Genomic DNA, 273 nt, shown 5'->3' with positions numbered 1-273 from the left:
CAACGACAACACGTTCCTGGTCTTCGCCCCGGGCGTCGCCCGTGTCGAGCTCGATGCGTGGGCGCGCAGTCTGCGCGACGGCATCGGCAGCCATCCGTTTCCGCTCGCCGACCAGCAGATCCGACTGCGCGCCCTCGTCGGCTACGCCGATCTGGCCCACGGCTACGGCGAGCCCGGCGCCGCGCTCGCGGCTGCCGAGCAGGCCCTGCGCGAATCGCGCGGCACGCCGCTCGGCATCGCCGTGCACATGCCGTCCGACGAGCCGGTCGGCGA

1 protein-coding gene is annotated in these 273 nt (G+C 73.6%); it reads left to right on the top strand.

The annotated features are described in order from the left end of the window. The coding region (locus SB719_RS20100) for a hypothetical protein (RefSeq protein WP_412159730.1) at positions 1 to 273 on the top strand (273 nt) is incomplete at both ends.

It is taken from the genome of Pantoea sp. SIMBA_079 (assembly GCF_046940275.1).
Lineage (GTDB): Bacteria > Pseudomonadota > Gammaproteobacteria > Enterobacterales > Enterobacteriaceae > Pantoea > Pantoea borealis.
This window is presented reverse-complemented; position numbering and strand designations above follow the sequence as displayed.